A 26,938-nucleotide genomic window follows, 5' to 3' on the forward strand; every position below is an offset into this window, starting at 1 on the left:
TGAAGATTCCGGCAGCGAGGCCATGCCGTGGGTGCCACTTCCGGTGATCGAACCTGGTCTATCCATGACGCGGTGCGTGGCGCGAGCTTGCCGATGGCACAAACGTTGCTCAATACTGGCCACGACGGGCGGCGGGCCATGCCAGCCCCGGGGGCCATAGCTGGAGGCTTTGACGTGCCGCTGATCAAGAACCGATATGGCAAGGGCCGGGTCCGCGTGATGCGGATTCACCGTGATGGAGAGCGGCAGGAGGTCAGTCAGCTCAATATCAAGGCGATGGTCGAAGGCGAGTTCGCGCGCACCTATACCCATGCCGACAATATCATGACGGTCTCGACCGACACCATCAAGAACATCGTCAATGTGGTCGCTCGCGAGAACACCGGTCTCTGTGCCGAGGAATTCTGCCAGGTCCTGGCGAGAAAATATCTCGACACCTATCAGCAGATTTCATCCGTCGCGATTACCTCGCACGAGACCAAATGGAGCCGGCTGAGTTTCGACGGCAAGCCACATCCGCACAGTTTCGTGCTCGATGCCAACGGCCGCCCGACGGTCGAGGCCACGATGACGCGCGATGGCTCCTCGACGCTGAGTTCGGGCGTCGATGGGTTCGCATTTCTGAAGTCGACCCAGTCGGGCTGGGAGAACTACCTCAAGGATCGCTACACCACGATCCCGGAGACCGCGGATCGCATCTGCGCGACCAGCATGGTCGCGTCGTGGGCATGGTCCGCAAAGCCCGCGAACTATCCGGCGACGAACGCGAAGATCCTTGACACCATGCTAAGGGTCTTCTCGACGACCTACAGCAGGAGCGTGCAGGACAGTCTTTACCGCATGGGCGAGGCGGCGCTTGCCGCGGTCCCTGAGATATCCGAGATCAGCATGGCCTGCCCAAACATGCACTTCATCCCGATCAATCTCTCTGCCTTCGGGCTGGATAACAACAACGACGTCTTCCTGCCCACCGACGAGCCTCATGGACAGATCGAGTGTACGGTGGGGCGGAAGTAGGCCTGTGCTCCTGCCCCGCGTTGCGAGCCGCGTCGACGGCGGCCACCCCGCAGCAGGCGCGCTGCCAAAATATCGAAAACAACCCCATGCAAAGTAGCTGGCGGCTGCCGGCGTTCGACGAGGCAACTTGACACGTCGGGCAACTCAGGAATATTCTTCCAATATTCCGAAATCGTGTACCCTCCTCGCCCGCACCGGAGCTATTTCCGTTCCGATGGAATCGGAACGGAGCTCTAGATTCTGGCTTTGACGCGTTTTCTTCACGCGAACCGGCAGCCACTTCGATCGGAAACGCTCTAAATTAGGCTGCGGGCTCATTGGGGCGCAGCCAGAGCCTGATTGACGCAAGCTGAATGAAGGCAAGGTAGTTGGCGGCGAGCCTGTCGTAGCGCGTCGCTATTCGACGACATTGATTGGTCTTGTTGAAGAACCGTTCGACCCGATTGCGCAGTCCACTTGCAGGGCCGTAGTGCACAAGCGGGGGAAGACCAAAGCTCAAATTTTATGAGTTTGAGCAATCGAAACGTGACCGACGCCAAGCCAGGTCCCGGCCGTTAAAGTCGCTTTAATCACCTGCGCGGCAGCCTCCGGCAGCAGTCCTGAAGTAAGACTACAGGCGAGCTTCCCGAACGATCGGAAATTGCATTCGTGCGACATTCCCAGGGTGCTTGCCTCGAAGGACCAGGCGGACAAACGCCCGAACTCTAGGCGGGTCCGACCGGAAGCAGAGGTATGAGCATGACATGGGTCGAGCGCCAGATACGCAACACGAGCTTGCGTCAGCTCGGCGCATGCCTTCTGCTGTTCGCGTTTGCGGCTGTCTTGGTGCTAGAAAACGTACAGTTTCTCGGCAACTACGCCAGAGGCGTGGTTGCGATGTCGCAAGACCAAGTGCGCGCGGTGACGAGTCTTCCGCAACTGTCGCGCAACTGGGTCGCGCTACAGGCCGATAAAGTCGTTTCGACCGGCGTCTACTCGCGGCACAAATATGACCACGCGATATTCTCTGTTGCTCAGTTCGGGGATCGCTTGCTCTTGATCAAGGCGGCTCCGGATCGCGTTCTCGACGCGAGAGCGCTGAGCGGCGGTCTGCTTGCCGCCGACATTGAGACAATCGACCGGATCAGTCGCCTCGTTAAGCGGAGTGGCGATGCCAGCGCGGCGTTCCTCCCTGTCATGCTCGACACGGAGAAATACACCTCCGCGGCCGTTGCGGCCGTGCTGATCTTGATTGCGGTACCATTGGCGCTCGTTGCCTTGATCGGCGGGCGAGCACTATCGCGATTTAACGAGCCATCATCGCATCCCGATTTGCGTGCGGTCTGCAGGCAGTCCGCCAATGCGTTGGAAATGCTCAGCGCGGGACTGGAGCACGACATTGCGACAGCCAGATCTGCCTTGAAGCTTCGCGGCCACGTGCGGATTACTGACACGCACGTGTTGCAAAGGGGCTGGTTCAGGTTCCGACTGATGCCGCTGTCGGACATGCTCTATACCTATATCATGACGACTACGACACTGATGTACGGCGTGATACCGACCAGCCGCTCGCATTCGCTGATGCTTTACTTCTCCAACCAGAAGATGCGGGCTTCTGTCCGGAAGGCGCAAACTGCTGAGGTCATGGAGCACTTGGGGAGAGTGGCGCCATGGGTGTTGCTCGGCCACGCTCGGGAGCTCGACAAGGCGTACAAGAAAAACAGGTCCAGGCTCATTGACCTCGTCGCGGCGCGGCGCAAGCTGGTCGCAGCCGGTTCGCCATAAACGAGGCTGCATTTCCGGGCGGCTATTTGTTTCCAACTTACCGCTTTTGGCCATCGCGACATATTGCGCTGCCGCACTAACCTGGTCGCTATATGGGGAAAGCGACGTAGTCACCGGTCACGCCGCGCGGCGTTCATAGGTGCACGGCCTAGCCGAATTTCTTCAGCAACTCCGGAAACAGCCGGTCAGGCTTGAAGGGAACGTCGGTAAAGCGGATGCCGGTGGCGTCGGCGATGGCGTTGCCGAGCGCGGCGGCGACGGGGTTGTAGGGGCTCTCGCTCATCGATTTCGCTCCCATCGGGCCGACGCTGTCGGAAGTGTCGGCAAAATAGACGTCGGTGCGCGGCACGTCTGCGAAAGCTGGCAAGTGATAGTCCCGGAAACTCGGATTGATCACGCGGCCGCCGCTGTCGATCACCAACTCCTCAAAGAGTGCCGCGCCCAGCGATTGCGCCACGCCGCCCTCGACCTGACCGCGGCACTGCATCGGGTTGGCGACACGGCCGGCATCGGCGGCCTGCACGCTCCTCAGGATCTTCAGCGCGCCGGTACCCTTGTTCACTGCGACACGGAACCCCTGCACGTTGAATGCGACCGAACGCGGCGTTCCCTCCGACGTACCGCTGGCTTGCAGGACCTGGCCGCTGCCGCGCGCCGAGCGCGCAAGCTCGATATAGGGCAGTCGCTGCCTGCCGCAGACCGCGTGATCGGCCTCGAGCACGCAGGTGCCAGGATCACCTCCAGCCAGACGGCAGGCCAGCGCCTTCAGGTCGCCCGCCAGATTCTCGGCCGCTGCCTGAGTCGCGCTTCCGGCGACGAAAATCCCCGCGCTGCCATAGGCGCCGGTGTCGTGGCCGCCATGCGCGGTGTCGGATTGTCTCAGGCGGATGCGATCGACCGAAGTGGCGAGTGCGGTGGCCGCGATCTGGCGATGCACCGTGCTGGTGCCGTTACCGAATTCCGCGGTGCCGACGGTCAGCTCGAAATGCCCGTCGTCGCAGAGCCTGATCCTGCAATCCGCGAGGTGGCCGGCGGGTGGTACGGTATCGATCATGGTCAGCGCGATGCCGTCGCCGACCAGCCAGTCGGCGGAGAGCTGCGGTGTGGGGGGTTCCGCTGACATCGCGCGCTCAACCAGGTCGAGACACTGGTCGAGGCCGTAGGAGCCGTAGGTCACGTCGTGATATTGGGAGCCGGGTGGCGCGAGCATCGGGTCGCCTGGCCTGACGACATTGCGACGGCGCATATCGAACGGCGAGATGCCGAGCTGTTTGGCGAGTTCGTCGATGGCCGCCTCGACGGCGATTAGCGTCTGCGGCAGACCATAGCCGCGGAAGGCGCCGGCCGGCAGCGTGTTCGTGTAGCAGGCAATCGCATCAACCTTCTTGTTCGGGCAGTTGTAGACGCTGATGGATTCGCTGACCGCGTGGAAGAGCACAGGACCTGCGTGATTGCCATAGGCACCCGTGTTCGAGAGCACATCGAGCTGCAGGGCTGTCAGATTGCCGTCCTTGTCGGCCCCCGCCTTGACTGTCACCCGCATTGGATGCCGCGTCGAGGTCGCCGTGAATTGCTCTTCGCGTGTGAGTTCGAGCTTGACCGGCCGCCCCGTGCGGAGCGCGGCGAGCGCCAGGATGTCCTCGACGAGCATCTCCTGCTTGCCGCCGAAGCCGCCGCCGACGCGCTCGCAGAACACCCGGACCTTGTCGGTCGGCAGCTTGAAGAGGCTGGCCAGCGTGCGGCGGGTCAGGAATGGGACCTGCGTGCTGGAACGGACGTTGAGCACGCCCGAGGAGTCAAGCCATGCCAGCCCGCCATGGGTCTCCAGTGCGGCGTGCTGGACGCGCTGGGTGGTGAAGGTCCCCTCATAGGTGACAGCCGCCTCGGCGAATCCGCGTGTGACGTCGCCAAATTCGCCATGCGTTTCGGCGACAATATTGCACGCGGCATTGGCGACGCGATGCGCGGTCGTCTTGTCGGCATGAATCGCCGGAGCGCCCGCGGCGATAGATTCGGCCGGATCGAACACGGCGGGAAGGATCTCATACGCGACCTTGATCAGCCGGCAGGCATTTTCCGCGGCGGCTTCGCTGTCCGCCACGACAGCTGCGACCTTCTGACCGATGAAGCGGACGGTCGTGTCGAGCACCCTGGTGTCATCGGGATCCATCCAGTCGCGCTCGTGGCGCGCGGTCGAGAACAGGCAATCGGGCGCGTCCTCATGCGTCAGCACCGCGTGGACGCCGGCGGCCTTCAGCGCATCCGTCTTGTCGATCGCGACTATTCTCGCGTGGGCGTGAGGAGAACGCAGCAGCTTGATGTGCAGCAGGCCGTCGATCGTCGTGTCGAAGGTGTAGTGCGCTGCACCGTGCACGATCAGGGGGCCCGCGGGGGCGGGCAGGCTGCGGCCAAAGGCCGTGCCGGCCGTGGCATCCTCTATGTTGATCTTGCCGTCGAGCGCGTCCTGGATCGAACGATAGCCGGTGCAGCGGCAGATATTGCCCTTCAACGCCGCGTCGAGGTCCTGCCGTTGTGCCTGGTTCAGCGAGGCACAGGTCAGGATCATGCCGGCAGTGCAGAAGCCGCACTGAAATCCCTGCGCATCGAGAAACGCCTGCTGCAGCGGATGCATGCCGGTGACGCCGGCAAAACCCTCGATGGTGGTTATCGCATGGCCGTCAGCGCGGAATGCCGGGATCAGGCAGCTATGGACCGACTCGCCGTCGAGGAGCACCGTGCAGGCGCCGCAGTCGCCGGCGTCGCAACCCTTCTTGACGCCGAAATGGCCGAGCTCGCGCAGGAACGTACGCAGGCATTGTCCGGCACGCGGGTGGGTCGAGAACGTCTTGCCGTTGATCTCGAACGTCATGGGTGCGCCTGCAATTCGTCGCAGATTTCCTCGGCAAGCCGCAACGTCATGTGCTTGCGCCACAGCGGCCTGCCGTGGACGTCGGCGTGGTAGAGGCCATCCGCAATGCGCCGCTGGATCGTGTCGCGGAGTTGGTCGGCACGAGGCATGGCAGGAAACGACAATTGCACCGGCCGCACCGTCGAGGCGGTGACGGTCAGTGTGAAGCTGCCGTTGTTGTCGACGCTGCCGATCAGCAGCGCGGCTGAGCGGCCGACCGGCGTCAGCGAAATCTGGCGGAATGCCGAACGCCGCTTCAGGGCTGCGATCGGGATATCGATTTGCCGCAGCAGGTCACCGGGGGCCAGCACGTTTGCATGATCGCCGGTCACGAAGTCCATGACCGGGATGGTTCGCTCGCCGCCGCGGGCTGGCCAGATCGTGCACACGCCATCGAGCGCCGAGGTCAGCGAAATCATCGGTCCCGCCGGGAGCGACATGCAGATGTTGCCGCCGACGGTCGCGGTCTTCCAGATCTTGAACGAAGCGAGAAAAGCACGGCAGCACTGGTTGATCAGCGGTGCGGCCATCCAGTCCGGCGGGCAGGCCAAGGCATCGAGCTGCGCGACCGTACAGGTCGCCGCAATGCTCAGATGCGTGTCACCAATCGTAAGCGCCGGCCAATTCAGCTCAGCGAGATCGACCAGGCGGGTGAGATGTACCTGAGGTTCCGAGAACAGCCAGGTCCCGCCCGCGAGCCAGGCATCGCCTGCCGTCCAAACGGGCAGTTGCGCCCGCGAGAGCGGATGGACAACCTCGGTGATGGTGTTCAAATCCATGGATACGCCAGCGCTTTCAACGAGATGCATCATTGACTATGAAGTCCTGCAAGAGCAACGCCAAGTCTCGCGGGACGTGGGACGGTCCTTGCAGGTCAGGAATGGCGTTCGCCGGCTCGAGAGACGAAAATGATGGATCAAATGCAGGCAATCTGGATCAAGGATCCCCTGTCGATTCTGGCCAACGGAGCCGAACGCGGCGTTGTGGTCCATGGCGGCAAGATCGTCGAGTGCGTGGGCGCCGGGCATCAGCCGACGACGGCGAATGTTGCGGTCTACGACGCGAGCGCCCATGTCGTGCTGCCCGGGCTGATCAATACCCACCATCATTTCTATCAGACGCTGACGCGGGCGCTGCCGGCTGCGATGGATCGCGAGCTGTTTCCCTGGCTGCAGGCGCTGTATCCGGTGTGGGCGCGACTCACGCCGGAATCACTCGAACTCGGCGTCAGCGTTGCGATGTCCGAGCTGCTGCTGTCCGGTTGCACCACGACCACCGATCACCACTACGTGTTTCCGGCGGGGCTCGAGGAGGGGATCGACATCGAGGTCGCGGTGGCTAGGCGGCTGGGTGTCCGTGTGCTGCTCACGCGCGGCTCGATGAACCTCTCGCAGCGTGACGGTGGATTGCCGCCAGACAGTGTGGTGCAGGACGAGGATGCGATCCTTGCCGACAGCGCACGGCTGGTATCGAAGCATCATGAGCGCGGCGAGGACGCGATGGTGCAAATCGCCCTGGCGCCGTGCTCGCCGTTTTCGGTGACGACGTCGTTGATGCGTGCAACTGCCGATCTCGCCGATAGGCTGGATGTCCGGCTGCACACGCATCTTGCCGAGACCGAGGACGAGAACAGGTTTTGCCAGCAGATATATGGCTGTCGCCCGCTCGATTACCTCGAGCAGTGCGGATGGCTGAATGCCCGGACCTGGCTGGCTCACGGCATCTTCTTCGATGCACAGGAGATGAAACGGCTGGCCGGGGCCGGAACGACCATCAGCCATTGCGCTTGCAGCAACCAGCTCCTGGCGTCCGGTTGCTGTCCGGTCTGCGAGATGGAGGAGGCCGGCGTGGTGATCGGGCTGGGTGTCGACGGCTCGGCGTCGAACGACGGATCCAACCTGATGCAGGAAGTCCGCGCCGCGTTCCTGCTGCAGCGCGCCCGTTACGGCGTCACGAAGGTCAGCCACAAGGATGCGTTGCGATGGGCGACCAGGGGCTCGGCCGCCTGCGTCGGCCGTCCGGAACTGGGCGAGATCGCCGTCGGCAAGGCGGCTGATCTCGCGCTGTTCAAGCTTGATGAGCTACGCTTCTCCGGCTCTGGCGACCCACTTGCCGCGTTGGTGCTTTGCGGCGCACATCGTGCTGATCGGGTGATGGTCGGAGGGAGGTGGGTCGTGATCGACGGAGCCATTCCCGGGCTCGATGTCCCGGACCTCATCCGACGTCACAGCGCAGCGGCGAACGCAATGCACGCGGGATAGCGCGCAAGGAGACTCGGGCCGGATCACCCGAGCCCGAGCCTGATCGTGATCGGGTCTATTTCCCGGGGAGCTTGTCGTCGATCCCTTTGACGTAGAAATTCATGCCCAGGATCTGAGTGTCCTCGAGGTGATCGCCGCCCTTGCATTCGACGTCCTTGCCGTCCTGCGTGACGACGGGGCACTTGAATGGATGCAGCTTGCCGGAGGCGATAGCGGCCTGAGTGTCCTCCGCCATCTTCTTCACGTCGTCGGGCATGTTGGTGTAGGGAGCCATCTCGAACATCTTGCTTTCGAGGCCGCCCCAGGTGTCTTCGGATTTCCAGGTGCCGGCGAGCTCGGCCTTGACGCGCTCAATGTAGTAGGGCGCCCAGGTGTCGAGGATCGAGGTCAGCTGCGCCTTGGGACCGAACTTGATCATTTCAGAGTCCTGGCCGAATGCGAGCTTGCCGCGTTCGCTTGATACCTGCATTGCAGCCGGGCTGTCGGTGTGCTGCATGATCATATCGGCGCCCTGGTCGAGCAGGGCCTTGGCGGCGTCGGCTTCCTTGCCGGGATCGAACCAGGAGTTCACCCAGATGATCTTGACCTTGATGTTCGGGTTGATGGTCTGGGCGCCCAGCATCGTCGCGTTGATACCCGACACGACCTCCGGAATCGGGAACGAGCCGATGTAGCCGAGCACGCCGGCCTTCGACATCTTGGCCGCGATCTGACCCTGAATGTAGCGGCCCTGGTACCAGCGCGCCGAATAGGTCGACATGTTCTTGTCGCGCTTGTATCCCGAGCAATGTTCGAAGTGCACATTGGGATATTTCTTCGCGACCTTCAGCGTCGGATCCATGTAGCCGAAGGATGTGGTGAAGATCAGTTTGTTGCCGGCACGCACGAGCTGTTCGATCGCACGTTCGGCGTCCGGTCCTTCCGGCACGTTCTCGAGGAATGTCGTTTCGATCTTGTCGCCAAGTTCCTTCACAAGAGCCTGGCGCGCCAGTTCGTGCTGATAGGTCCAGCCGAGGTCGCCGACCGGTCCGAGATAGATAAAGCCGACCTTCAGCTTGTCGGCGGCCCAGGCGCCACTGTTGATGCAGCCGGCCAGGAGAATCGCTGCCGCCGCAAATAATGTTCTCTTCATCTCAATCTCCAAACGGGGAAACCATAGTTCGGAACGTGGGCGCCCCATCGCGGCACGTACCGACATCAAGCTAGCGGTCCGGCACGAATACGGTTCCGAGCGCAGCGGGCGCCGTCGAGCCGCCGGTGCGCGCGCGAGAGAGCAGAACCAGAACGATGATGGTCGCGAGATAGGGCAGCGACGACATGAACTGCGATGGAATTCCGATGCCGGCGCCTTGCGCGTGGAGCTGAAGAATGGTGACGGCGCCAAACAGGTAGGCTCCGACGACCAGCCGGGCCGGCCGCCAGCTCGCGAAAACCGTCAAGGCCAGCGCGATCCAGCCGCGGCCTGCCGTCATGCCGGGAATGAAGAAGGGCGTGTAGGCGAGCGGCAGATAGGCGCCGGCAAGCCCGGCGCAGGCGCCGCCGAACATCACCGCATAGAGCCGGATCCGGAGCACCGGATAGCCCAACGCATGGGCGGAGACGTGGTTGTCGCCGCAGGCGCGCAAGATCAGCCCGGCCCGCGTCCGATACAGGAACCACCAGACGCCGACCACCAGGGCGATCGAGAGATAGACAAATCCGTCTTCTCCAAACAGGATTCGCCCCGCCAGCGGAATGTCGCTGAGGCCCGGAATGTGGAGATGCGGCGCCGGCGTGATGCGTTCGCCGACGAAGCCGGCGCCGATCAGGCCGGACAATCCGATTCCGAGGATGGTCAGCGCGAGGCCCGTCGCGACCTGGTTGACCGCGAGCCCGAGCGCCATCAGCGCAAAGATCAGCGACATCAGGATGCCGGCGACCATGCCGCAGAGCGCGCCGACGATGATCGAACCGGAGAGCCACGCGCCGCCGAAGCCGCAGGCGGCGCCGACGATCATCATGCCTTCGACGCCGAGGTTGAGCACACCCGAGCGCTCGGTCACGAGTTCGCCGGTAGCTGCGAGCAACAGCGGCGTGGAAGCCGCCAGCACCGACAGGATGATGGCCTCAATGAGCCCCACTTTGCACCTTTGGCGGTGAGGAAATAAGCCGAAAGCGGTAGAGGATCAGGGAATCGCAGGCGAGCACGTAGAACAGCAGAATGCCCTGGAACACCTTGGTGACTTCCAACGGGATTTTCATCGCGATCTGGGCCTGCTCGCCGCCGATAAAGGTCAATGCGAGGAACAATCCTGCAATTAATATTCCAATTGGGTTCAGTCGCCCGAGGAAGGCGACGATGATCGCAGTGAAGCCATAACCCGGCGAAATGCCCGGCTGCAGATGGCCGACCGGGCCGGCCACCTCGATGATGCCGGCGAGCCCGGCCAGCGCGCCGGAGATTGCAAAGGTCAGCAGCACCAGCTGATTGGCGTTGAACCCGCCGAACCGCGCTGCCCGCGGCGCGGCGCCGACGACCCGGATCTCGAAGCCCTTGATGGTCCTGCCGAGCAGCACCGCGCCGGCGGCCACCACGAACAGTGCGATGATCGAGCCAAGATGCAGCCGACCGCCTTCGATCAGCGTCGGCACGGTCGCCACCGGATCGAACTCGGCCGTGGTCGGAAAGTTGAAGCCTTGCGGATCACGCCAGGGACCGCGCACGAGATAGTCCAGCAGGAGGTCGGCGACATAGACCAGCATCAGCGAGGTCAGGATCTCGCTGGCGCCGAACCGCACCTTGCAGATCGCCGGAATCAGTGCGTAGAGCGCGCCCGCGGCCGCGCCGAGCACGAGCATCGCCGGCAACACCCAGTGGCCGGCATCGGTGCCCTGGGTCTTCACCGCGAGCCAACTCCCGGCCACTGCGCCGATCAGGAATTGGCCTTCGGCACCGATATTCCAGGCGTTGGCGAGATAGCACAACGACAGGCCGATCGCGATCATGACCAGCGGTGTCGCCTTGACCGCGATTTCCTGCAGGGAGTAGCCGTCGGTCAGAGGGTCGATGAAGTAGACGGCGAGCGCGGCAATCGGATTCTTGCCGAGCACTGCGAACACGATGCACAAGGTGGCGATCGTCAGCCCGATTGCGATCAGCGGCGAGATGAGCGCGATCGTGGCCGAACGCTCGGCGCGCTTCTCAAGCACGAGTTGCATGAGGTGTCTCCGGAGCTTCGATGCTGCTGCCGCCCATCAGCAGGCCAAGCGTCTCGCGGCTGGCTTCGGCGGTTGGCACGGGGACCGACAAGCGGCCATGGAACATCACGGCGATGCGGTCGGTGATTTCGGCAAGTTCATCGAGATCCTGGCTCGTCACCAGCACCGCGGCGCCGCCTGCGGCAAGATCGAGCAGGGCCTGCCGGATCACGGCGGCCGCACCCGCGTCGACGCCCCAGGTCGGCTGGTTCACGATCAGCACGACGGGATCGCGCAGGATTTCGCGGCCGACGATGAATTTTTGCAGGTTGCCGCCCGACAGGCTCGCCGCCTCCGGGTCGCGCTTGGCCTTGCGCACGTCGAAGGTCTCGGTGGTGCGGTCGACGGTCTTCAGGGTTGCGGCCGTGTTCACGAAGCCATGAAGCACCATATTGCCGATGGCGTGGCCGGTCAGGAGGGCGTTTTCCGAGAGCCGCATGCGCGGCGCCGTGCCGTGGCCGAGCCGTTCCTCCGGGATGAAGGCCGCACCCAGCTTGCGGCGCCTGGTGATTGACAGGTGACCGGCCGCGTGTCCGTCGATCACGATCGTGCCCGGGTCTTTCGCCAACCGCTCGCCGGAAAGGGCTGCGAACAGTTCGTCCTGTCCGTTACCGGCAACACCGGCGATGCCTAGAATTTCACCACCGCGGAGCTCGAACGAGATGTGCTCGAGCCGTATGCCGTGCGGATCGTCGGGTACGAGGTTGAGATCGTTGACCAGCAGGCGAGGCACGGTGATCTGGCGGCTCGCCGCAGCCTTCACTTCCATGATCTCGCCGCCGACCATCATGCGCGCAAGTGACGCCGCGGTCTCAGCCCTGGGATTGCAGGTCTCGACCTTGCGTCCGCCGCGCAGGATCGTTGCGGTGTCGCAGAGCCGCTTCACCTCGTCCAGCTTGTGGCTGATGTAGAGAATCGCGCGGCCTTCGGCCTTGAGGCGATTGAGCACGATGAAGAGCTGATCGGCCTCCTGAGGTGTCAGCACGGCTGTCGGCTCGTCGAGGATCAGGAACTGTGGATTCTGCATCAGCGCGCGCACGATCTCGATACGCTGCCGCTCGCCAACCGAAAGCTGCCAGACCTCCCGCTTCGGATCGAGTGGAAGTCCGTATGTACGCGACACCTGCTCCAGGCGCGCCGACATGTCCTTGAACGGCTCCTTGCCGTCGAGGCCGAGCGCAACATTCTCGGCGACCGTCAGATTGTCGAACAGCGAGAAATGCTGGAACACCATGCCGATTCCATGTGCCCGCGCATCTGCTGGCCCGGACAGCACGATCGTCCTGCCCTGCCAGCGGATCTCGCCCTCGCTCGGCTGGATCAGGCCGTAGATCGTCTTGACCAGGGTGGATTTTCCGGCGCCGTTCTCGCCGAGCAACGCATGGATCTCTTGCGGCCGAATATCGAGATCGATCTTGTCGTTGGCGAGAAACGAACCGTAGCGCTTGGTCAAGCCGACCGTCTGCAGAAGCGGCGTGGCACCTGTGTGCTGCGCGGCAGATGTCGTGTCTGGCATCCCGGGATATCGCATGCGTGGAGAGAGGAGCCGCAATAGTGGGCCAGTTTTCACGCACGCGTAAGTAGGGAAAAAGCGCCAGTGCTTGCTCAAGGCTTCGGCACGATTGAATCGCTCCGTAAATTTGCGGGGTCGACGGTCAATCGGCCTTGCTTCCACGTCCGTGGAAGTTGTTGCAGAAATGTGACTGTCGATCCAATTCGAAAGTGGAGCGGTCAACGATGACGCAAAGTTGAGCAGCGTGTCGCTGCTGGATTCCAGCGGATTTCCCGCGTCCCGGCGGTACGTCCCCGCGCTGTGCGCAAATGTCGCGGAAGTCTAGCAATGATGGGCATAATTCGAAAAATCCAGAATTCTGTCGAAGCGAATTTTGCGGCCGTCAACCGCTACAGGACTGGCCCAATCAAACCGATCTCGCGGAGGTTGCTGATCAAACACGCGTCAGCGCGTGGAGAAACTTCGGGCTTCCCGTTCGCCCCGAAGCTGCGCCACGCTCCTGCATCAGCACGAATTCGTCGCGTTCACTCCTGGGGGTCTTTCACAATGTTCAATATCCGCCGAACCTTGTCGGCCGCGGCACTATCATTGGGGTTGATGCCGGTCGCTAACCTTGCAAGCGCCGCAGATCTGCCAGTCAAGGCACCCAAGCCGGCAGCTGATCTGCCATTCTTCCTGGTCATCGACGACCGCGTGACCTACTCCTACATCTTCTCCGGCACTGATCCGGGCGTATTCTCCGTCCGCCCTGACGGCAGCATCAACGGAAAGACCGCCAAGCAGGTCTACTCGTTCACGCATTTCGATATCTGGGCCTATGGCCAGAACTTCTTCACGATCTCGATGTACAAGTCGGATCATAACGACCCGGCGTCACCGTGCTCGAATGTCGGCGTGACCATCACGGGAGCTCCGGCAACCTGCGCCGGCGCGACCGAGATCTACGGCCTGTTCCGCTCGACCTTCGGCTGGAATCAGATCTTCAACACGAAGGCGTTCAGCATGGGGCCGCTGAACAACATCTCGTTCGAAATCGGCATGGACGCCAACACGGAAAACAACTTCCTGGCGCCCGCCAAGCGTGACGTCGTCGCCGGCCTCCAGTTCGAATTCAATCTTCCGTACAAGGGTTACATCAACGTGTCGCCGTTGATGTACTACGAGTTCTCCAATCATAACGCGTTCGACCAGTGCGGTCTGTTCGGCCCGGGTGTGCCCGGCGTGAGCTGCATCAGCGATGGCAATACCAAGTTCAACCCGACCTGGGCCGTCGAAGTGAACTACTACATGGATCTCGGCTTCCTGCCCGAGAACATGCAGTACTTCTCGATCAGTGGTCGCGCAGGCTGGTACGGCAAGAAGGGCACCGAGAACGAACCGATGGCGTTCAATCCGGTCACCAACGTCAGCACGGCGGTCGAGCTCAACTCCGAACCGATCCGTCTGACCTTCGACGCGAGCAAGGCGCTCTGGGGTCCGAAGTATTCACATTTCGTGGACGTCTGGGTGGCCTATCGTTACTGGCAGAACAAGTTCGGCCTCGATCACGCCAAGAGTGTTGTCTGTAACGTAGCCCCAGGCGTCAGCAACCATTCCTGTACCGAAGAATCGCTCTACTCCGGTATCTCTGTGAAGTTCTGATCCACCCGATCCGTTCCACGGGTGGCTCCTGGTGGCGCCGCGACACACCGCGGCGCCACTTTTCACGTTCCTGCACGGCGGGATTCCGGCCGGCAGGGTCGCTGCGCGACTATCGGGTCCAGATGCCCTCGTGCACGACCGCGGCCTCGTCTTCAAGCAACGGGCCGACGACCTCGGTTGTGCGTTGACCGCTATCGAACACATTGCGACAGGGCAGATCGAGCGTCGGATTATCGGGGTGATTGCCGGTCAGTTCGCGCAAGCGGTGTTCGCCCAGTCCGTAGACGACGCGGCCGATGCCGGCCCAGTAGATCGCGCCGGCACACATGGCGCACGGCTCGGCGGATGAATACAGCGTCGCAGTCGCGAGGACCTCCGCGGACAACGTCGTGCATGCCAGGGTCGACAGCAGTCGCTCGGCGTGGGCCGTGCCGTCGCGCGACGGCATGAAGCCGTTCTCGGCCTCGAGCAGGACGCTGCCTTCGCGATTCACGAGAACGGCGCCGAAGGGATGATTGCCATTGCCGATCGCGCGGCGCGCAACCGCGAACGAGTGCCGCAGAAAGCTCTCGTCGTCGAGCAGGTGGTTCGAGTTGTTCGCGTCGCTCATCAACGATCTCCTTGCCATTCACATCTAAGCGGCGGCTGCGAATTGTCAGCCGGCGTCTTCCTTGCCCGAAATCGTGATGACGGCAATCTCGGCTCTCACGGCTGCAATGGCGTCGCTGGCCCGGCCATTCTCTCCCGGTCAAGGCGGCGATGCCATTCGACGATCCGGATGCGTGTGAGGATTTTACACCAGTCCCTTGCCCGCGTCCGATCCATGACGTCTCTGCCGGGCCTGAAGCACAAGAATGACAACCAGCGCCAGAAAGATCACGAGAAAGGAAACGGCGCTCGTCAATGTTCCGAGCGCATAGATATCTGGCTTCGTGACGGTGGTCGTCAGGCCCTGCAGGTCGAGGGGCAGTGTATTGACAGGGCCGATGGTCTGGCTCGAGCGCGCGAGTTCGTCCCAGGACAAGGTGAACCCAAACAGGCCGATACCGACGACCGATGGCAATATGATCGGCAGCACAACATGCCGAAATGTCTGCCACGGCGTGGCGCCCAGGTCGCGCGCCGCTTCTTCAAGCCGGCTATCGAACCTGTTGAAGATCGCAAACATGATCAGGAGACCGAATGGCAAGGTCCAGGTCAGATGCGCACCGAGGCCCGATGTAAAAAGCCCCATTGCCGTTGTCCAATCCGCGGCGCCGCTCTTGATGATGAAGTCGTCAAGCAGCCGGAATTCCAGGGCGATGCCGAGCGAGGTAATGATCGACGGCATGATCAGGCTGGCAATGGCCACATAGAATAGCAAGGTCGCGCCGCGGAACGATCTGCGGAAGGCCAGGCCTGCCGAAACCGAGAGGACGACCGTAAGCACCATGACGACGAGGCCGAGCTGAAGCGATCGCCTGAAAGCCGCAGCGATGTCGACGATGCCTGAGCCGGAGAACACCTTGCCGAACCACACCAGGGACACACCATTCATGGGGAATGTCAGGCCGCCATCCGGCCCCTGAAACGACAGGATGTAGATCGCGAACATCGGTCCGTATAAAAACAGGACGTAAGCGGTGAAGAATGCGGCGAGAAGATAGAAGGATCGCGATCGCTTCTCGTTCATCTCACAGCTCCTTGCGAACATCGACGATTCGGGTCAGCGCCGAAATGATCAGGATCGTGATGCCGAGCAGGATGACCGCATTGGCCGCGGCGGCCGGGAATTGCAGCGCATTCAGGCGCGTCTCGATGATCTTGCCTGCAGATGCAATCTGCTGGCCGCCCATCACGCCTATCGTGACAAAATCGCCCATTACGATCGTGATCACGAAGATCGAACCAATGACGATTCCGGGTTTTGCCAGCGGAATAACGACGTTGACCAGGGTCTGCCATCCGGTGGCGCCGGCGTCATAGGCGGCTTCGATCAAACGCTTGTCGATGCGAATCATCGAGTTGAAGATCGGCACCACCATGAAGAATGTGAAGAGGTGAACGAGGGCAAGTACGACGGAGAACTCCGAGAACAAGAGCCACTCCAGCGGTTGCCGGATCAGTCCCACGCCCTCGAGCCCCCGGTTGACCAAGCCGTTCCGGCCAAGCAGCGGAATCCATGCGATCATGCGGATCACGTTCGACGTCCAGAACGGGATGGTGCAAAGCAAGGTAAGTACGATCTGCCAGGTTTTGGACCGGACGTGGAACGCGAGAAAGTAGGCGACGGTGAAGCCGATCAGAAGGGTCAGGCTCCAGGTCAGCAGGCACAATTTCAACGTCTTCAGATAGGTCTTCAAGATGGTGCAGAGGTTGGGCAGATCGGCGATGCATCCCTCGAACGTGTCGCTGTAGCCACGCAGGCTAAAGGCCGGGATCATTTCATATTCGTTGTAGTCCCAGGCGCTGACAATCATCACAAGAAGCAGCGGCAAGAGGAAGAACACCGAGAAAACGAGCATCATCGGTGCAGCCTGGAGCCAGGCAACGAAGGTCTTGCGGTCTTGCATCATCGAACGGTGAATCGCGGTGATGGCGCAGCAGGACTTGTCAAACGCCTTGTCCTCCTTTGGATTGCATCAGGCGGCGATGAATTCATTCCACTTGCGCACCATGTAATCGTTCTCGTCCATAACGGCGTTCCAGCAGGCGACCGCGCCCATGCGGTCTTCGTAGGATCCCCCGTCGCGCTTGGTGCCGGCCTTCTCGAGAATCGTGCCGTCGGGTGCCTTGATGTCGCTGACGGCGGCCTTGCCTTCCATCCAGTATCCCCACTCGTCCGCCGTCATGTTGGCCTTCGCAGTGGACAGCACAGCCGAATAGTAACCCTGGCGGTTGAGATAGGCGCCGGCCCAACCCGACAAGTACCAGTTCACGAATTCATAGGCCCAATCGAGCTTTGGCCCCGTAACCGCCTTCGATACGCAGAACCCCGACGCCCACGAGCGATAGCCTTCCTTGAGCGGCTGGAACGTGCAGGCGATCCCCATCGAGCGCACCTTGGTGACCGCGGGCGACCACATCGACTGGATGACGGTTTCACCCGAGGCCATCAGGTTGACGGATTCGTTGAAATCCTTCCAGAACGCGCGGAACTGGCCGGCCTTCTTGGCTTCCGTCATGATCTTCATGGTGAGATCAATCTCGGCCTTCGTCATGTTGCCCTTGTCGGCATAGGTGTGCTGACCGCTGGCTTCGACCACCATCGCAGCATCCATGATTCCGATCGACGGAATGTTGAGAATCGAGGCCTTGCCCTTGAATTCGGGATTGAGCAATTCGGTCCACGATGAAATTGGCCGCTTGATCAGATCCGGCCGGATGCCGAGCGTATCGGCATTGTAGACCGTCGGGATCAGCGTCACGAATTCGGTCGGCGTTTTTGAGAACGTCTTGGAGTTTGCACCCTCGAGATAAAGCACCTTCCACGGCGCGGTGCCCTGATCGCCGATCTTCTTGCCGTTCGGCAGCTGACCCTTGGTGAACACCGGGGTGATGTTGTCGAATTCCTTGATCTTCCTGGCGTCCAGCGCAAAAATATTGCCCGACGGCACCAGCTTCCTCAGCGAGAAATATTCCGTATCCAGCACATCGAACGAGTTCGGCTGGGTGATCACGCGTTTGGTCACGTCGTCGGTCGTTGCCGTGATGTATTCGATCTTGATTCCGGTATCTTCCAGACACTTCTTCGAGATCTCGTCACCTTCGTTCACCGCCGTTCCGAGATAACGCAGAACCTTCGGATCGGCTGAATGGACGTAGGGAAATCCGGTAATTGCGCCCGAACCCGCGGCAAGGCCGACCGCTCCGGCCGCGCCCTTCAGCATGGTGCGACGGCTAACGCGACGATCGAATTTCGAGGATTTGCTCATGATTGTCTCCTTGGGTGTCACGCCGCCCTTTCAGGCGATCGGGCGATTACAGAACTCGTGATTTTGAGAAGGCTGGCCTGCGTCGGGTCCCATGTGGCGAGAACACGTTCACCGACAGCGTAGTTGGCCACGTCGAATTGGGTTTCCGTGACCTGGGCCGAGATCTCGGAGCCACCCTCGACGGCAATGACAACGCGGACATAGGTCCCCTGGTATTCGACCTCGCTGATGGTGCCTGCAACGGATGGACCAGCGACAGCTTCGCTCGGTCGCTTCAGCATCAGCCGGTCAACCCGAACGGCGAAGGTCTCGGGACCCACAGCAAGGACATTGTGGCCGCCGATGAATTTCGCCGTGAATTCGGTTCGAGGGTGGTTGAAGATTTCACGCGGCGAACCCTGCTGCTCGATCCGGCCCGCGTTCATGAGAACCACGATATCGGCCAGAGCCATCGCCTCGTCCTGACCATGCGTCACATGGATGAAGGTAAGCCCGAGCTCGCGCTGCAGCTTCTTCAACTCGGCTCTCATCCGCAGCCGCAAGAACGGATCGAGCGCCGACAGCGGTTCGTCGAGGAGCAGGATTTGAGGAGAGGTGATCAGCGCGCGCGCGAGTGCGACTCGCTGCTGCTGGCCTCCGGAAAGCTGGCCTGGCAGCCTTGCCGCATAGGGCTGCATGTCGACGAGCTCCAGCAACTTGTTGGCCTCGGCATGGCGTGCAGCCTTGGCGACGCCTTTCATCTTCAAGGCGAACGCAACGTTGTCGATGACCGAGAGATGAGGGAACAGGGCGTAAGACTGGAACATCATCGCCGTACTTCGATCGGCAGGGGGCAGGCCAGTTACATTCTTCGGCCCGACCAGGATGTCGCCTGAAGTGACCGATTCGTGGCCGGCCACCATGCGCAGCGTCGATGTCTTGCCGCAGCCGGACGGCCCGAGCAGGCAGCAATAGGAGCCGGGGGGAATCTTGAGGTTGATGGCGTCAACGGCGGTGACGCCGCCGTACATCTTGGTCAACTGCACGAGTTCGAGCGCCGCCGTCGTCGTCATCCGCACCATTCCGCGTAGGCTTGCCAGGGATCTTGAACGACATTGCCGCTCCGGCACGCGACCCGGAATTCGATGCAACAGATGTGCCAAATCTTGCGACAGGCCGGACAAAAATTGGGCAGATTCCGCCGGCCGACGAGGTCGACCGCGCCGCTTCGACCGAGATCGGAGGTCAGTTGCCAGGCACGCCGTCTGTGAGGCTTGAGTTCCGGACGTAGGCGATCGAGGCGATGTTGAAGGTCGATCCCTTTGCCCGAGCCAGCTCGATGCGATCAAAACCGGTGCCGTGCCCGCAGGCGCCGGGAGATGCTTTGGCTTGCCATATCTTTTCGCGAGCCCGAAGATGTCCGGGGAAAGAGCATGCGTACAAAATCGGTCGACGTCGTTCGTATTTCCACCAAGGGCCCCGGTGATGTCTCCGGCCTGCTGAGCCTGATCGAGCAAGGCAAGATCGATCCAAAGTCGATCGTCGCGATCTTGGGGAAGACTGAGGGCAATGGTGGCGTCAACGATTTCACGCGTGAGTTCGCCGTTTCAGCTCTCCGTGCGGCCCTGGCGCCTTATCTGGATCTGCCGCCGCATCGCGTTGAGCAGCGGATTGCGTTCGTGATGTCGGGTGGGACGGAAGGTGTGCTCAGTCCACATATCACCGTGTTTACGCGCGACGGTGCCGCCAATCACGATTCAGGTATCTCCGGGAAACGCCTTAGCATCGGGATGGCACAGACGCGGGATTTCCTGCCCGAGGAGATCGGTCGCGATGTGCAGATCAGGGAAACCGCCGGGGCAGTGGCTGCCGCCATGGCCGACGCTGGGATCGTCGATCCGCAAGACGTTCATTTTGTGCAGATCAAGTGCCCGCTTCTGACCAGCGATCGCATCGAGGCAGCGGTGGCGCGGGGGCATGAGACCGTGACCAACAGCGCTTACGGTTCGATGGCGTATTCCCGTGGCGCGTCAGCGCTGGGCGTGGCCGTCGCGCTTGGCGAGGTTGAAAGCGAGATTGACGACGAACACGTTCTCCGGCGGTACGATCTGTTTTCGTCGGTCGCCTCCACGTCGGCGGGCATCGAACTGATGCACAACGTGGTCATCGTGCTCGGCAATACGACGTCGTCGGCGGCTCCATTCGAGATCGGACACGCCGTGATGAACGACGCCATTGATTCGGCAGCGGTGATCGATGCGTTGAAAAGCGTGGGGCTGCACATCGACGACGCCTCCAGGCCGCCGCCGGCGTCGCGGCAGCTCGTCAATATCTTTGCCAAGGCGGAAGCCGCGCCGAACGGGAGCATCCGCGGATTTCGTCACATCATGCTTGAGGATACTGACATCAGCTCAACCCGGCACGCTCGCGCTGCCGTCGGCGGATTGATCAGCGGCTTGTCGGGGACCAGCGCGGTGTATGTTTCCGGCGGAGCCGAACATCAGGGACCCCCAGGTGGCGGGCCGGTTGCCGTCATCGCTCGACTGTTGGCAAACGGGTCCGACTGAGCATCGGTCGTGTGCCGTTACAAACGGCATCTGTTCACGCTTCAGCACGAACGCGCTGCCGTCGGCTCACCTGGTGCCGAACATTCTGTCTCCTGCATCGCCCAAGCCTGGCACGATATACCCGTGATCATTCAGTCTTTCGTCGATGGCAGCGGTCCAGATCGGAACGTCCGGACACTCGTCCTGGAATCGGGCAATTCCTTCGGGGGCTGCGAGCAGGCAGACGAACCGAATGTCTTGCGCGCCTCGCGATTTGAGCAGGCGGGCCGCCGCGCTGGCGGAATTTCCCGTAGCAAGCATTGGATCCAGCAAGATCACGATGCGCTCCGAAACATCCTGCGGCGCCTTGAAGAAGTACTCCACGGCTTGAAGTGTTTCCGGATTCCGGTAAAGGCCGATGTGCGCGACGCGTGCTGATGGGACGAGCGCCAACATTCCGTCGAGAAACCCGACACCCGCCCGCAAGATCGGAGCGAATGTGAGTTTCTTGCCCGCAATTTTGGGCGTCCTCATTGCAGCGAGTGGCGTATCGATGTCGACCATCTCCAGGGGCAGATCCCGGGTGACCTCATAACAGAGCAGCATTCCGATCTCGTTCAGTAGCTCGCGAAACCCCTTGGTGGAACGATCCTTGTCGCGCATCAGCGAGAGCTTGTGCTGGACGAGGGGATGGCTGACGAGGTTCACGTTCTTGGTCATGATATCGCTTTCTCAACAAAGGGGGCGCGTGCGAGTTCGTCCAAGTCGTCGCGTGTGCAAGTAGCGTGCCCCGCTTCTTCTGACTGTCGAGCGCGGCCTCATTCGTTGGGCGGAAGGGCCATTCTTCAGGGCGATCCACCCGGCTCCTTCATCGCTTGACTCGTTGTTCGTGTTTTGCGGAACACGATCATGGCCCATTCGGAGGATAGGGAATCTGCTCGCCGAAACCAATGCATTACTGCGCGAAGTCCAGCGGCCGGTGTCATTTGCGGGGTTGGCGGTCGCCGGCCTGATGCTGACGACGTTCTGGCGTCCGGGCATGGCCCCGATCGAGACCGCGCGCAGCTTCTTCGGGGTCCATACCGTAGTCGACCTCGCGGACGGCCGCGCGCGGCTGCTGTTCCACGGCAACACGATGCATGGCGCAGAGCGGTTGCGGAACGACGACGGTACGCCAGTCGTGGGAACGCCTCAGCCTCAGAGCTACTACTATCCAGGCAGCCCGCTGGCCGAGGGGGTTGCGGCGGCACGCAGTGCCCGCAGCAGCTTCGAACGGGTTGCGGTCGTCGGTCTCGGTACCGGCACGCTCGCCTGCCTCCGTCGCGGCGCGGAGAACTGGAGTTTCTTCGAGATCGATCCCGAGGTGATCCGGATCGCGAGCAATCCAACCTTCTTCACGTTCCTGTCGCGCTGCGCGCCGAAGGCCAGCCTCGTGCTCGGCGATGCGCGTCTCACACTGCAGGCCTCGCTTGATCGCTACGACCTGATCGTCCTGGACGCCTTCTCGTCCGACAGCATTCCGGTCCACCTGCTGACGCGTGAAGCGATCGCCGGCTATGTGTCGAAGCTGGCGCCGCACGGGGTCATTCTCGTGCATATCTCCAACCGCCATCTCGATCTCGCGCCGATCATGGCGAATATCGCGCAGTCCCAGGGGTTGATCGCACTCTTCAAGGAAGGGCATCCGGTCGGCGATGTCATGACCACGCTGAGGACGGCGTCCCGGGTGGTGATGCTTGCGCGCACGCCTGACGATGTCGGCGAGGCGGCTCGGCATTGGGCCGCCATGTCGCCGGATCCGGCCAGCGCACTCTGGACGGACGATTACTCGAATCTCCTTGGCCCCATGCTGCGGGCGAAGTTCGGCTCCTGACGCGCTCATGGCAAATAGAATCGGCGCCCCGCGATAGGGGCGCCGATATGGAAGGCCAGGCCGCTCGGCTTGCCCGGTCACGGTGTGCCGGCGCAAGCCGTTTGGTGCGTTGTGCCGCTGGAGGGAATGCCCCTCTGCGGCTTTATTTTATCTTCAGGGCCTCGACACCCTCGTCACGAACCGCCTGGAGGCTGCGCGGATTGAGGTCGAGTGCATGGAGGATCGTCGGCGCGATCTGGGTAGTGAAAGCCGTCTCCTCGACGACCCTCGCATGCTTGATGTGCGGCGAAGAAAGCAGCAGCAGCACGTTGCGATCGTCGTTGGAGAAGCCGCCATGTTCGGCGAGCTTGCTGCCGCCGGTGCAGATGACGCCATGATCGGTGATGGCGATGAAGTCCGGCACCCGGCTGTTGTGGAACGGATCCTCGTAGAGCCTGGTCAGTTCGTCGCGGTCGAGCAGCTTCTGGATATGCAGATCGGCGGCGTGGGCCAGGATGTAAGCCTTGGCATCTGCGTAGTAGGGATGGCCAGTCGCCGGATTGGTCGCCTGCTGCAGCTCCGGCGACAACCAGACGAGCGCCTCGTCGTCGCAGATCTCGAAGCCGTTGGTGCCGAAACCGGGCGCCTTGCTGTACAGCGCGTCGGAGATCGCCACGCGGTCCTTGACGTCGATCGGTGACTGGCCGTGCTTGGCGCTGACGATGATCAGCGTCGAATCGTAGAGATTTTGCGTCTTGAGCTCGTTGACGAACTTGCCGAGCGCATCGTCCACGAACTGGAATTGCAGCGTGAGCGCATTACCGGGCGTCGCTTTGCCGTCGGCATAGCCGCCGACAAGCGATTTGTCGGCGTCCGCGTGGCCGGCCTTGGCGAGCTTCTGGCCGACGCTGACCGCCTGGAAGTTCATGCCGAAGATCGCGGGCACCGGCTGACGCTGGGTTCGCGTGCCGTCATAGCCGTCGATCCAGTTCAACACCGCCTTCACTTTCAGCGAGTCGTAGGAGCGGACGCCGGTGAAGCTCTTGGTGTAGTCGTCGCCGGGCTGGGCGCCGGGGTCGATCGTGTCCTGCGAGTTGATCTCCGGCGTGAAGAGCTCGTCGAGGCCCTTGCCCGACGGACCCGCGAGGTCCTCGTAGGCAGGATGCTTGTCGGACCAGGCCGTGCGCATGCCGGCCTCCTTGATCACCTCGAAGACCGTGTTGGTGCGCACGTATTCGTGGGGATAGACCGGCACGCACTGGCCGTTCACCAGCTTGCGCTGCATGTGATCCGGATCGAGCTGGGTGTAGACCTGACCCAGCGTGCCGCCGGCGGTGTAATCGGCGACCAGCCCGCTGGAGTAATTGTAGGTCTTGTCGAGCGCTTCGAAGTTGGTGAGCTCGGTTCCCGCCGGGCCGACGCAACCGGGGTCCGCAAGACCCTGGCTGGTGTAGAAGGCCTTGGCCGGATATTCGGTGCGGTCATAGCTGTCGTCATAGAACAGGCCGCCGCCCTTCGGCGTGGCGCCCGTGACCTGCGCGAGCATGCCGGGAAAGCTGTCGGATGGCGCGGTGGTCAAAGCGTTCGGATAGACGACGCCCTTTCCGGTGAGCTGGGCGAAGTTGCCGCCGGGGCGGCTTTCGACCCAACGCTTCAAATCGACGGCGTGCATGCCGTCGACGCTGATCAGCAGGACGTGCTTGTAGCCATGTCGCTGCGAATGGTCGTTGTCGTCATCCGCTTGCGCGACGGCGACGCCGCAAGCCAGCATGGCTGCCGCGATCGCGGCAGTTGACAGGAAATAGTCACGAAAGCCACTCATGAGTTCGCCCCTCTTTGATTTCGGTGAATTTGGAATCGCCTGCGCTGGCCGCGACAACTTGTCGCGGTCAATTGACGGCGGGATGACGCTTTCATGCGAGTTCGATGACCGTGGTCGTGGCTGACCGGCATCCCATGGTTGCAGGATTGGCCCAATCTGGGCGACGCGCCGGCCGGGCGACGCCGCGCAACGACAAGCTTTGCCGTTCAAACGCGGACATCACGTCTCTGACGTCTTACGCTGGACCGCGCGACACTGCCGGCTCTATGAGAGCATGAGGGGGAACGCGCATGCCCAACATGTCTCGCCGGCCATTCCTGCAACTCGCGCTCGGCGCGGCGACGCTGCCGCTTGCTTCCCGTCGCGCGCGCGCCGAGACCATGGCGCGCCCCATCACTTTGATCGTGCCGTTCGCCGCCGGTGGGCCGACCGACGTGCTGGCGCGGATCCTCGCCGAATATATGCGCAATACGCTCGGCCATCCCGTCATCATCGAGAATGTCACGGGCGCCTCCGGCACTGTCGCGGGCCTGCGCGCCTCGCGCGCGGCGCCGGACGGCACCACGATCACGATCGGGCACTGGGGCACGCATTGCCTCAACGGCGCGATCTATCAGCTGCAATATGACGTGCGCGAATTCGCGCCGATTGCACTGATCGCGAGCGGACCGCAGCTCATCATCGGACGGCCCGATCTGCCGGCGCAGAATCTGAACGAGCTGATCGCCTGGCTCAAGACCAATGGCGACAAGGCCACCGCCGGCACCGCGGGCCCGGGTTCGGGCGCGCATGTCGCGGGCGTGTTCTTCCAGCAGTTGACGAACACGAACTTCTCCTTCGTGCCGTATCGCGGCGCTGGTCCCGCGCTGAACGATCTGATGGCCGGGCATATCGACATCATGTTCGATCAGGCCTCCAACTCGCTGCCGCAGGTGAAGAGCGGGACCGTGAAGGCCTTTGCGGTGACAGCGTCGTCGCGGCTCGCATCGGCACCCGATATTCCGACCGTCGACGAAGCCGGACTGCCGGGTCTCTACATCGCCTATTGGCACGGCATCTGGGCGCCGAAGGGCACGCCGGCCGATATCGTATCTGTTCTGTCGAAGGCGGTGACGTCGGCGCTCGCCGAGCCCGTCGTCCGGCAACGCTTCGCCGAACTCGGGCAGGAGATCCCGTCACCGGATAGACAGAGCCCCGCCGCGCTGCGCGACCATCAAGCCGCCGAGGTCGAGAAGTGGTGGCCGATCGTCAAGTCGGCCAACATCAAGGCGGAATAACTTCCAGCGCGACGCTCCGTCAAACTCAAGGGAACCGCGACAGGCGGTATCCCGTGCGGTTCCGAACTTTTGACGTAGGCCGAAGGTCAGGGGCCACTGTCATCCCGTCGTCATGGGCCTCCGAAAAAACGTTGCGACAGCTTACGAGAGCATCGCGCGCGCGAGACCTCTCGCGTTTCCACGGAGATCAACATGAAAATCGTCAAGACAATCGTGGCCGCCAGTCTGGTGGCTATGGCGACGCCGAGCTTCGCAGCCGACATCACCGGTGCCGGTTCGACATTTATCTTCCCTGTCCTCTCCAAATGGGCCGACGCCTACAAGAAGGATTCAGGCAGTGGCGTGAATTACCAGTCGATCGGTTCGGGTGCCGGCATCAAGCAGATTGAAGCCAACACCGTGACCTTCGGTGCCACCGACGCGCCGCTGAAGTCCGACCAGTTGCAGAAGGACGGTCTTGCGCAGTGGCCGATGATCATGGGGGCGATCGTTCCGGTGGTGAACCTCGACGGCGTGAAGGCCGGCGATCTGGTTCTCGACGGTCCGACGCTTGCCAACATTTTCCTCGGCAAGATCACCAAGTGGGATGACGCCGCGATCAAGAAGCTCAATCCGAAGGCCAAGCTGCCATCCGAGGCGATCTCGGTGGTTCATCGCGCCGACGGTTCGGGAACGACTTTCAACTTCACCGACTATCTGAGCAAGGTCAGCCCGGATTGGAAGAGCAAGATCGGTTCCGGCACCGCGGTCGAATGGCCGGTCGGCGTCGGCGCCAAGGGCAACGAAGGCGTTGCGGGCAATATCGCGCAGGCCAAGAACTCGATCGGCTATGTCGAGTATGCCTACGCCAAGCAGAACAAGCTGACCTACACCGCGTTGATCAACAAGGCGGGCAAGACCATTCAGCCGACCAACGAAGCGTTCCAGGCTGCGGCGTCGAACGCCGACTGGACCAACGCGCCCGGCTACTACCTGATCCTGACCGACCAGCCGGGCGACAAGTCCTGGCCGATCGTCGCTTCGACGTTCATCCTGTTGCACAAGGACGCGACCGACAAGGCGGCCTCGAAGGAAGCGCTCAAGTTCTTCAAGTTCGCCTTTGACAAGGGCGCCAAGAGCGCGGAAGAGCTCGACTACATCCCGATGCCGGACAGCGTCGTGAAGCAGATCGAGAAGACCTGGGCTGCTGACGTCAAGAGCTGAGCTG

The 26,938-nt window shown here is 62.1% G+C and carries 21 protein-coding genes and 1 pseudogene; 8 read left to right on the forward strand and 14 right to left on the reverse strand.

Annotated elements, in window-relative coordinates:
• Window positions 1-27 precede the first annotated feature (27 nt).
• Window positions 28-1,017, forward strand: a complete 990-nt coding sequence (gene pucL, locus JQ573_RS20335) for a factor-independent urate hydroxylase (protein WP_409334688.1) — start codon at window positions 28-30, stop codon at window positions 1,015-1,017.
• Window positions 1,018-1,318: 301 nt separating this feature from the next.
• On the opposite strand, the pseudogene JQ573_RS20340 reads toward pucL, so the two are convergent.
• Window positions 1,319-1,465: pseudogene (locus JQ573_RS20340) on the reverse strand (IS5/IS1182 family transposase); the annotation flags it as partial.
• Between the two features lie 284 nt (window positions 1,466-1,749).
• Here JQ573_RS20340 and JQ573_RS20345 point away from each other — a divergent pair.
• Window positions 1,750-2,781 (forward strand): DUF6709 family protein, encoded by a 1,032-nt coding sequence (locus JQ573_RS20345; RefSeq protein ID WP_212316710.1) that lies wholly within the window; start codon window positions 1,750-1,752, stop codon window positions 2,779-2,781.
• A 148-nt stretch (window positions 2,782-2,929) separates the two neighbouring features.
• Here JQ573_RS20345 and JQ573_RS20350 read toward each other — a convergent pair whose 3' ends face one another.
• The gene (locus JQ573_RS20350) at window positions 2,930-5,650 is read right to left on the reverse strand and encodes a molybdopterin-dependent oxidoreductase (RefSeq protein ID WP_212316711.1); all 2,721 of its coding nucleotides are present in this window, start codon (window positions 5,648-5,650) and stop codon (window positions 2,930-2,932) included.
• On the reverse strand, window positions 5,647-6,468 hold the full coding sequence (locus JQ573_RS20355) for an FAD binding domain-containing protein (RefSeq protein ID WP_212316712.1): 822 nt from the start codon (window positions 6,466-6,468) through the stop codon (window positions 5,647-5,649). The genes JQ573_RS20350 and JQ573_RS20355 overlap by 4 nt, the downstream gene beginning before the upstream one ends.
• A gap of 132 nt (window positions 6,469-6,600) precedes the next feature.
• Between JQ573_RS20355 and JQ573_RS20360 the strand changes: the two genes are divergently transcribed.
• Window positions 6,601-7,950, forward strand: coding sequence for an 8-oxoguanine deaminase (locus JQ573_RS20360; RefSeq protein ID WP_212317238.1), 1,350 nt, complete (start codon window positions 6,601-6,603; stop codon window positions 7,948-7,950).
• 55 nt (window positions 7,951-8,005) lie between these two features.
• Here JQ573_RS20360 and JQ573_RS20365 read toward each other — a convergent pair whose 3' ends face one another.
• The 4 genes from JQ573_RS20365 to JQ573_RS20380 form a co-directional block, all read right to left on the reverse strand.
• On the reverse strand, window positions 8,006-9,082 hold the full coding sequence (locus JQ573_RS20365) for a BMP family ABC transporter substrate-binding protein (protein ID WP_212316713.1): 1,077 nt from the start codon (window positions 9,080-9,082) through the stop codon (window positions 8,006-8,008).
• Window positions 9,083-9,152: 70 nt separating this feature from the next.
• Window positions 9,153-10,070 (reverse strand): ABC transporter permease, encoded by a 918-nt coding sequence (locus JQ573_RS20370; RefSeq protein ID WP_212316714.1) that lies wholly within the window; start codon window positions 10,068-10,070, stop codon window positions 9,153-9,155.
• The gene (locus JQ573_RS20375) at window positions 10,057-11,148 is read right to left on the reverse strand and encodes an ABC transporter permease (protein ID WP_212316715.1); all 1,092 of its coding nucleotides are present in this window, start codon (window positions 11,146-11,148) and stop codon (window positions 10,057-10,059) included. The genes JQ573_RS20370 and JQ573_RS20375 overlap by 14 nt, the downstream gene beginning before the upstream one ends.
• Complete coding sequence (locus tag JQ573_RS20380) at window positions 11,132-12,703, reverse strand: ABC transporter ATP-binding protein (protein ID WP_212317240.1); 1,572 nt, start codon at window positions 12,701-12,703, stop codon at window positions 11,132-11,134. The genes JQ573_RS20375 and JQ573_RS20380 overlap by 17 nt, the downstream gene beginning before the upstream one ends.
• Window positions 12,704-13,246: 543 nt before the next feature.
• Between JQ573_RS20380 and JQ573_RS20385 the strand changes: the two genes are divergently transcribed.
• On the forward strand, window positions 13,247-14,341 hold the full coding sequence (locus JQ573_RS20385) for a hypothetical protein (RefSeq protein ID WP_212316716.1): 1,095 nt from the start codon (window positions 13,247-13,249) through the stop codon (window positions 14,339-14,341).
• A gap of 109 nt (window positions 14,342-14,450) precedes the next feature.
• Here the strand turns inward: JQ573_RS20385 and JQ573_RS20390 are convergent, their stop codons facing one another.
• From JQ573_RS20390 to JQ573_RS20410, 5 genes are all read right to left on the reverse strand, one after another.
• Window positions 14,451-14,951 (reverse strand): nucleoside deaminase, encoded by a 501-nt coding sequence (locus tag JQ573_RS20390; RefSeq protein WP_212316718.1) that lies wholly within the window; start codon window positions 14,949-14,951, stop codon window positions 14,451-14,453.
• Between the two features lie 183 nt (window positions 14,952-15,134).
• Window positions 15,135-16,013, reverse strand: a complete 879-nt coding sequence (locus tag JQ573_RS20395; RefSeq protein ID WP_212316720.1) for an ABC transporter permease — start codon at window positions 16,011-16,013, stop codon at window positions 15,135-15,137.
• Between the two features lies 1 nt (window position 16,014).
• Window positions 16,015-16,896 carry an ABC transporter permease gene (locus JQ573_RS20400; protein ID WP_249132046.1) on the reverse strand — a complete coding sequence of 294 codons (882 nt, stop codon included), beginning with the start codon at window positions 16,894-16,896 and terminating at the stop codon, window positions 16,015-16,017.
• A 66-nt stretch (window positions 16,897-16,962) separates the two neighbouring features.
• On the reverse strand, window positions 16,963-18,255 hold the full coding sequence (locus JQ573_RS20405) for a PotD/PotF family extracellular solute-binding protein (protein WP_212316722.1): 1,293 nt from the start codon (window positions 18,253-18,255) through the stop codon (window positions 16,963-16,965).
• Between the two features lie 17 nt (window positions 18,256-18,272).
• Window positions 18,273-19,307: an ABC transporter ATP-binding protein gene (locus JQ573_RS20410; protein ID WP_212316724.1), complete on the reverse strand. Its 1,035-nt coding sequence runs from the start codon at window positions 19,305-19,307 to the stop codon at window positions 18,273-18,275.
• A gap of 360 nt (window positions 19,308-19,667) precedes the next feature.
• Here JQ573_RS20410 and JQ573_RS20415 point away from each other — a divergent pair, with 360 nt between their 5' ends.
• Window positions 19,668-20,801, forward strand: a complete 1,134-nt coding sequence (locus tag JQ573_RS20415) for a ring-opening amidohydrolase (RefSeq protein ID WP_212316726.1) — start codon at window positions 19,668-19,670, stop codon at window positions 20,799-20,801.
• Window positions 20,802-20,867: 66 nt separating this feature from the next.
• Here JQ573_RS20415 and upp read toward each other — a convergent pair whose 3' ends face one another.
• Window positions 20,868-21,500 carry a uracil phosphoribosyltransferase gene (upp, locus tag JQ573_RS20420; protein ID WP_249132048.1) on the reverse strand — a complete coding sequence of 211 codons (633 nt, stop codon included), beginning with the start codon at window positions 21,498-21,500 and terminating at the stop codon, window positions 20,868-20,870.
• A gap of 259 nt (window positions 21,501-21,759) precedes the next feature.
• Here upp and JQ573_RS20425 point away from each other — a divergent pair, with 259 nt between their 5' ends.
• Complete coding sequence (locus tag JQ573_RS20425; RefSeq protein WP_212408727.1) at window positions 21,760-22,653, forward strand: spermidine synthase; 894 nt, start codon at window positions 21,760-21,762, stop codon at window positions 22,651-22,653.
• A 142-nt stretch (window positions 22,654-22,795) separates the two neighbouring features.
• Here the strand turns inward: JQ573_RS20425 and JQ573_RS20430 are convergent, their stop codons facing one another.
• The gene (locus JQ573_RS20430; protein WP_249132050.1) at window positions 22,796-24,454 is read right to left on the reverse strand and encodes an alkaline phosphatase family protein; all 1,659 of its coding nucleotides are present in this window, start codon (window positions 24,452-24,454) and stop codon (window positions 22,796-22,798) included.
• A gap of 380 nt (window positions 24,455-24,834) precedes the next feature.
• On the opposite strand from JQ573_RS20430, the gene JQ573_RS20435 reads away from it, so the two are divergent.
• On the forward strand, window positions 24,835-25,731 hold the full coding sequence (locus tag JQ573_RS20435; protein WP_249132131.1) for a tripartite tricarboxylate transporter substrate-binding protein: 897 nt from the start codon (window positions 24,835-24,837) through the stop codon (window positions 25,729-25,731).
• Between the two features lie 192 nt (window positions 25,732-25,923).
• On the forward strand, window positions 25,924-26,934 hold the full coding sequence (gene pstS, locus JQ573_RS20440; protein ID WP_212316730.1) for a phosphate ABC transporter substrate-binding protein PstS: 1,011 nt from the start codon (window positions 25,924-25,926) through the stop codon (window positions 26,932-26,934).
• Window positions 26,935-26,938 lie beyond the last annotated feature (4 nt).

It is taken from the genome of Bradyrhizobium sp. AUGA SZCCT0105 (assembly GCF_018129565.1).
GTDB lineage: Bacteria > Pseudomonadota > Alphaproteobacteria > Rhizobiales > Xanthobacteraceae > Bradyrhizobium.

Excerpts from the sequence above, each read along its gene's own strand:
- JQ573_RS20345 (WP_212316710.1), top strand. The coding sequence starts at position 1,750 with ATGAGCATGACATGGGTCGAGCGCCAGATACGCAACACGAGCTTGCGT.
- JQ573_RS20350 (WP_212316711.1), bottom strand. The coding sequence starts at position 5,650 with ATGACGTTCGAGATCAACGGCAAGACGTTCTCGACCCACCCGCGTGCC.
- JQ573_RS20355 (WP_212316712.1), bottom strand. The coding sequence starts at position 6,468 with ATGGATTTGAACACCATCACCGAGGTTGTCCATCCGCTCTCGCGGGCG.
- JQ573_RS20360 (WP_212317238.1), top strand. The coding sequence starts at position 6,601 with ATGGATCAAATGCAGGCAATCTGGATCAAGGATCCCCTGTCGATTCTG.
- JQ573_RS20365 (WP_212316713.1), bottom strand. The coding sequence starts at position 9,082 with ATGAAGAGAACATTATTTGCGGCGGCAGCGATTCTCCTGGCCGGCTGC.
- JQ573_RS20375 (WP_212316715.1), bottom strand. The coding sequence starts at position 11,148 with ATGCAACTCGTGCTTGAGAAGCGCGCCGAGCGTTCGGCCACGATCGCG.
- JQ573_RS20380 (WP_212317240.1), bottom strand. The coding sequence starts at position 12,703 with ATGCCAGACACGACATCTGCCGCGCAGCACACAGGTGCCACGCCGCTT.
- JQ573_RS20385 (WP_212316716.1), top strand. The coding sequence starts at position 13,247 with ATGTTCAATATCCGCCGAACCTTGTCGGCCGCGGCACTATCATTGGGG.
- JQ573_RS20390 (WP_212316718.1), bottom strand. The coding sequence starts at position 14,951 with ATGAGCGACGCGAACAACTCGAACCACCTGCTCGACGACGAGAGCTTT.
- JQ573_RS20395 (WP_212316720.1), bottom strand. The coding sequence starts at position 16,013 with ATGAACGAGAAGCGATCGCGATCCTTCTATCTTCTCGCCGCATTCTTC.
- JQ573_RS20400 (WP_249132046.1), bottom strand. The coding sequence starts at position 16,896 with ATGATGCAAGACCGCAAGACCTTCGTTGCCTGGCTCCAGGCTGCACCG.
- JQ573_RS20405 (WP_212316722.1), bottom strand. The coding sequence starts at position 18,255 with ATGAGCAAATCCTCGAAATTCGATCGTCGCGTTAGCCGTCGCACCATG.
- JQ573_RS20410 (WP_212316724.1), bottom strand. The coding sequence starts at position 19,307 with ATGACGACGACGGCGGCGCTCGAACTCGTGCAGTTGACCAAGATGTAC.
- JQ573_RS20415 (WP_212316726.1), top strand. The coding sequence starts at position 19,668 with ATGCGTACAAAATCGGTCGACGTCGTTCGTATTTCCACCAAGGGCCCC.
- upp (WP_249132048.1), bottom strand. The coding sequence starts at position 21,500 with ATGACCAAGAACGTGAACCTCGTCAGCCATCCCCTCGTCCAGCACAAG.
- JQ573_RS20430 (WP_249132050.1), bottom strand. The coding sequence starts at position 24,454 with ATGAGTGGCTTTCGTGACTATTTCCTGTCAACTGCCGCGATCGCGGCA.
- JQ573_RS20435 (WP_249132131.1), top strand. The coding sequence starts at position 24,835 with ATGGCGCGCCCCATCACTTTGATCGTGCCGTTCGCCGCCGGTGGGCCG.
- pstS (WP_212316730.1), top strand. The coding sequence starts at position 25,924 with ATGAAAATCGTCAAGACAATCGTGGCCGCCAGTCTGGTGGCTATGGCG.